The sequence below is a fragment of the Microbacterium sp. CIAB417 genome (assembly GCF_022788845.1).
In genome coordinates this window covers 1-492 of the sequence record NZ_JAHZUT010000042.1, presented here as the reverse complement: position 1 = coordinate 492, position 492 = coordinate 1, and the positions used below count along the sequence as shown (strand labels likewise).

Annotated in this window: 1 protein-coding gene; it reads right to left on the bottom strand. The window is 67.5% G+C overall.

The window, feature by feature from the left end; translation table 11 throughout:
• Positions 1-492: hypothetical protein (locus KYX17_RS31640; protein ID WP_243233728.1), on the bottom strand; the 492-nt coding region annotated here is incomplete at both ends.

Sequence of the window (492 nt, the reverse complement as noted above, 5' to 3'; positions counted from 1 at the left end):
ACCAGCGTGCCGACGAAGGACTGGGCAGGAGTCACCTCGACCTGATCGCCGACCACCGTGATGGATCCGTCGCCGCTCTCCACCTCGGCGCGGATCAGCCGGAGATCGCCCTCGCCTTCGAACGGGTTCACGTCGTTGTCGAGCGGAGAGACAGTGATCGTCTCGCCCTGGTTCGTCTCCGGGAACGTGTCGGTGTTGGCCGTCGGGAGCTCGCGCGTCGACGCCGTCACCGTCACGTCGACCGTTCCTTCGATGGGCTCGGTCTCCCCGTCCGAGACACGGATGGTGAGGGTCGCAGCCGTTCCCTTGGCGGTGTTGGACGACGCCTCGACCAGCAGCTCGGTACCGTCGATGCGCGCGGAGATGCCGTCGGTGGCGCCGCTGACATAGTCGAACGTGTGCTTGCCCTGGTCTTCCGGATCGGGATCGTCCGTGAGCTCGGCCAGATCCAGCTCGACCGCCGACTCCCCGGGGGCGACGTTGACCTGCCCG